Below are 4,551 nucleotides of genomic sequence, written 5' to 3'. Positions count from 1 at the left end.
GGATGGGGCCCGTGCCGGGGCCGCTACGGGGGCGGTTGCCTCTGGGGCCGCCGCTTCGGGTGCTCCTGATGGGGCGTCCGGTACCCCTTCCGTCGCCCATTCCGGTGACCTTTCCGGTGTTCCTTCCGGTGCCTCTTCCGCCGCCGCTCGTGGCGCGTGGGACGACGGCCTGATCGCACGGCGTGCCCGACCGGGGCGTATCCCCCGTACCCACTTCATCCTGGAGAAGGCCGATGCCGGAACCCCGGATCCCGGCTCCGGAACCCAGCAGGTCGGCGGGTCCGGCGGGCCCGGTGGGCTCGGAGGATCTGGCGGTGCCTCCGGCGCCTCCGGCGCTTCCCAGAGGCACACGGCGATGCCACCGCGCCCCTTGCACGCGCCTGGGCCCGCTCGCGCGCTGTCGCCGGGCGCCGTCCTGCGTCCCCGCCTGGACGCGCTGCGCGAGCTCGTCGGGCTGTCCGGCGCGCGGCTGGACCAACGGATGCTCGCGGAGGCCGGGCGGGTGCTGGAGGGGGCCGCGACGCGGCAGCGGCACGCGCTGGACCTGACGGTCGTGGCGATCGCCGGGGCGACCGGCAGCGGCAAGTCGACCCTGTTCAACGCCCTGGCCCGGACCCAGCTCTCGGAGGCCGGGGTGCGGCGGCCGACCACCGCCGTACCCATCGCGTGCGCCTGGACGGACCGCGCCGACCAGGCGGAAGGCATCCTCGACCGGCTCGGCATCCCGGCCCGCGCCCGGCGGCAGCCGGTGCGCCCGTACGACCAGGGCCTGCACGGGCTCGTCCTGCTGGACCTGCCCGACCACGACTCGGCGACGACCGGCCACCGCGAGCAGGTCGACCGGATGCTGAGCCTGGTGGACGCGGTGATCTGGGTGGTCGACCCGGAGAAGTACGCGGACGCGGTGCTCCACGAGCGCTATCTGCGCCCGCTGTCGGGGTACGCGGAGGTCACGTTCGTCGTGCTCAACCAGGTGGACCGGCTGTCGGGCGACGCCGCCGACCAGGTGCTGGACGACCTGCGACGGCTCCTGGACGAGGACGGGCTGGCCCTCGGCGAACACGGCGAGCCGGGTGCCGTGGTGATGGCCCTGTCCGCGCTGACTGGCGAGGGCGTCGGCGAACTCCGCGAGGCGCTGGCCCAGTTCACGGCGGGCCGGAACGTGCCCGAGCGGCGGCTGATCGCCGACGTGGACGGCGTCGCGGCGCGGCTGCGGCCCAGCTACGTGGCCACGGGCAGGCCGGGGCTCACGGAGGTGGCCCGGCACGAGTTCGACGACCGGCTGGCGGAGGCGGTGGGCGCCCAGGCGGCGGGCCTCGCCGCGGAACGGGCCTGGCTGCGCGACGCCGAGTACGCCTGCGGCACGTCCTGGTCCCGGGCGCGCCGCCGCTTCGGCCGCGGGCGCGGGGCGCCCGGCAAGGGGAGCGCGAGCCGGGGTGCGACCGACATGCCCGCGCCCCCCGCCGTCTGCCGTACGGTCTCCCGGCCGCTGGTGGAACAGGCGGTACGGGCCCTGGCCCACGAGGCGGCCACGGGCCTGCCCGACCCCTGGGCCCAGGCAGTACGGGACGCGGCGGGCCGAGGCACGGAAGGGCTCGCGGACGCCCTGGACGAGGCCGCCGCTGCCGCCGCGGCGAGCGCGGGTACGGGCGGTGGCCCGACGACGCGTACGGGCCACCGCCGCAAGGACCGGAGGGGCCGGAAGACTCGGCTGGGCCGGAAGAGGCGAGCGGTACGGAAGGGCGGGCCCGGCGAACCGGGGGCGCGTGCCGTGCGCCCCCGGTGGTGGGCGGTGGCCGCCGCCGTTCAGGGCGCGCTCACGGCGCTGCAACTCGCGGGGATGGCGTGGCTGCTGGGGCTGGCGACGGACACCTTCGGCGGTGAGTGGTGGGCCCCCGGCGTCCTCGTGACCGGAGGCGGCGTGGGCGGACCGGTCGTCGCCTGGTGCTGCCGCATGCTCTCCCGGGGTCCGGCCCGCCGCCGCGCCCTGGACGCGGAACGGCGCCTGCGGACCGCGGCGGCGGGGTGCGGACGCGAGCGCGTCCTGGAACCGGTGGCGGCGGAACTCCTGCGCTACCACGAGGTACGGGCCCAGTACGCGATCGCGGCGGGGGGCTCCTGATCCCTGACGGGGTCGCGCCCCGGTGGGCACAACTGGCTCGCCACCCCCGTACGCAACCGGCCCACCACCCCCGATGGCGACGAAGTTATCCACATACGGTCCGCCATCCACACCCTCAAGCGAACCTTCCCCACCCCCGCCATGATGACCGGAGCAAGCGCAGAGCAAAGGCAACGGGGGAGGCACCGCATGAACGAGACGCTGGTGACGGTCGTGGGCAATGTCGCGACGCAGCCCGACTACAGGGAGGTCGCGAACGGCTCGGCCGTCTCACGGTTCCGGCTCGCGGCGACGGCTCGCCGCTGGGACCGGGGCAAGGAGGAGTGGACGGACGCGTACACGAGCTTCTACACCGTGCGTGCCTGGCGCACCCTGGCCGCGAACGTCGTGGCCTCGCTCACGCTCGGCGAACCGGTCATCGTGCAGGGAAAGTTGCGCATCAACGACCAGGAGCGGGACGGAAAACGCTGGCAGTCGGCGGATATTGACGCCGTGTCGATCGGCCACGACCTCACCCGCGGCACCTCGGTCTTCCGCAGGGTCTCGCCCGCCAGACCGCTGCCGATCGAACCGGTACGGCTGGCGGGAGCGGGCACGGAAGCCCTGGGCGGCCCGGGCCCGGCCCCGGAGTCGGGCCCGGGCCTGGAGGAGAAGGTGCCCGCCGGAGCCATGGCGGGGTCCGGAGCGGCGCAATGACCAGAGACGGCACATAACCCGAATCCGAATCTGAACCAGAACCGGGATCGGGACCGGGATCGGAGCCAGAACCGGAATCGAGGCCGGCGACGGGACCCGGGTCGTGACCAGGGGCGAGGCGGCAGGGCCGCCCGCAAGCAGAGGAGCAACACCCCTGCAAAATGGCCCCTTTTGTCCCAACGATTTATCGATAATGCCAGGTCGGACGGCATTCCCCGGTAACGATTCCGATTCGGATCGGTTGGCAGGGGCCCTCGGTGGGCAAGGCGTCGTGCTGGCTCCTTAAGATCACGTTCGCAGCACGTGGCAACGGGGGCCTGTGAGTTTTGAGTTCGCTGGCGGGACGCGGCGGCTGGATGATCCGTGCCCGCCCGGAAGGAAATCGATGACTTCTGTCAAGAGGCGGGGCGCCACCCGCCTTGCCGCAGGGGCCCTGGTGTCAGGACTGGCTGCGGTAGGCACGATAGTCGCGGCGGGCCCCGCTTTCGCGGTGGACACGCCGCGGGACACGGGCGGTGTCAGCGCGACCGTCGGCAGGATCACGGCGGGCTCGGGCGCCACCGTCCACGACAGCCGCAGAACGGGTGACATCCAAGCGGGCCTGTTCGAGATGAAGGTCGACGGCGGCGGCTCGCTGCAGACGTACGGCATCGACATACTCACCAACACCGTCGAGGGCGCGAAGTACAAGGAGGTCGGCTGGGGTGAGTCGCCGCTCCACGCCAACAAGAACGCGGGCAGGATCCGCTGGATCCTCCAGCACTCCTACCCGCAGGTGAACGACCTGGCCGCGCTCGCCAAGGACGCCGACTCGGGCACGCTCGACGCGAACACCGCCGCCGCAGGCACCCAGGTCGCGATCTGGCGCTACTCGGACGGCGTCGACGTGGCCGCCAAGGACGGAGCGGCGCAGAAGCTCGCCGACTACCTCTACCAGCACGCCCAGGGCGCGGAGGAGCCCGAGGCCTCCCTGTCCCTGACCCCGTCGGCGGTCTCCGGCCGCTCCGGCGGGCGGATCGGCCCGGTCACCGTCCACACCAGCGCGAGCAGCGTCACGGTCGCCCCGCTCGGCGACGCCCAGGCCAAGGGCGTCCGGATCGTCGACAAGGACGGCAAGCCGGTCACCTCCACCCGCGACGGCGGCGAGGTCTACTTCGACGTGCGGCGCGGCGCGCGGGACGGCGCCCTCTCACTGAAGGCCACGGCCGCGACCAAGGCGCTCGTCGGCCGGGTCTTCGCCGGTGACCACACCACCACGCAGAGTCAGATCCTGGCCGGATCCAGCGAGAGCACCGTCTCCGCCACGGCCACCGCGACCTGGGCGGAGAAGGGCGCCATACCGGCCGTCTCGGCGAGGAAGGACTGCGCCAAGGGCGGCGTGGAGGTCACCGCCGACAACAAGGGCGACGCCCCGTTCGTCTTCGACCTCGACGGCACCCGGCACACCGTCCCCGCGGGCGGCTCGGAGACGGTCCTGGTGAAGGTGGCCGAGGACCAGGCGTACCGGTTCGGGATCACGGGTCAGCACGGCTTCTCCAGAACGTTCTCCGGAATACTGGACTGCGTGACGGCGGAGAGCCTCCCGTCTACCGCCGCTGGCGGCGGTCCGGCGGGCATGGACCCCGGTACGGGCCCCGGCGCCGGCACCAGGACGGAGCGGGCCTCCCGCATGCGCCCGGCCTCCGCGGGCGGCGCGGACAAGGGCGTGGCCGGTGCCTCCGCCGACGGCGGCC

At 73.7% G+C, this 4,551-nt stretch carries 3 protein-coding genes; all 3 read left to right on the top strand.

The features are described 5' to 3' along the window. Positions 1 to 2,122: YfjP family GTPase (locus tag K6I34_RS32295; protein WP_374231082.1), on the top strand; the 2,122-nt coding region annotated here is incomplete at its 5' end. 189 nt (positions 2,123 to 2,311) lie between these two features. Beyond that, on the top strand, positions 2,312 to 2,818 hold the full coding sequence (locus K6I34_RS32290) for a single-stranded DNA-binding protein (RefSeq protein WP_229331571.1): 507 nt from the start codon (positions 2,312 to 2,314) through the stop codon (positions 2,816 to 2,818). A 385-nt stretch (positions 2,819 to 3,203) separates the two neighbouring features. Continuing rightward, positions 3,204 to 4,551, top strand: a 1,348-nt coding sequence (locus K6I34_RS32285) for a TQXA domain-containing protein (protein WP_229331569.1), incomplete at its 3' end; no start/stop codon positions are given.

It is taken from the genome of Streptomyces sp. UNOC14_S4 (assembly GCF_020740835.1).
In the GTDB taxonomy this organism is placed as follows: domain Bacteria; phylum Actinomycetota; class Actinomycetes; order Streptomycetales; family Streptomycetaceae; genus Streptomyces.
Note: the sequence above shows the minus strand (reverse complement) of the source record. Positions and strands in the feature narration are given on the sequence as shown.

What these genes read in the sequence shown, in the direction of transcription:
- K6I34_RS32290 (WP_229331571.1), top strand. Translation starts at nt 2,312, where the DNA reads ATGAACGAGACGCTGGTGACGGTCGTGGGCAATGTCGCGACGCAGCCC.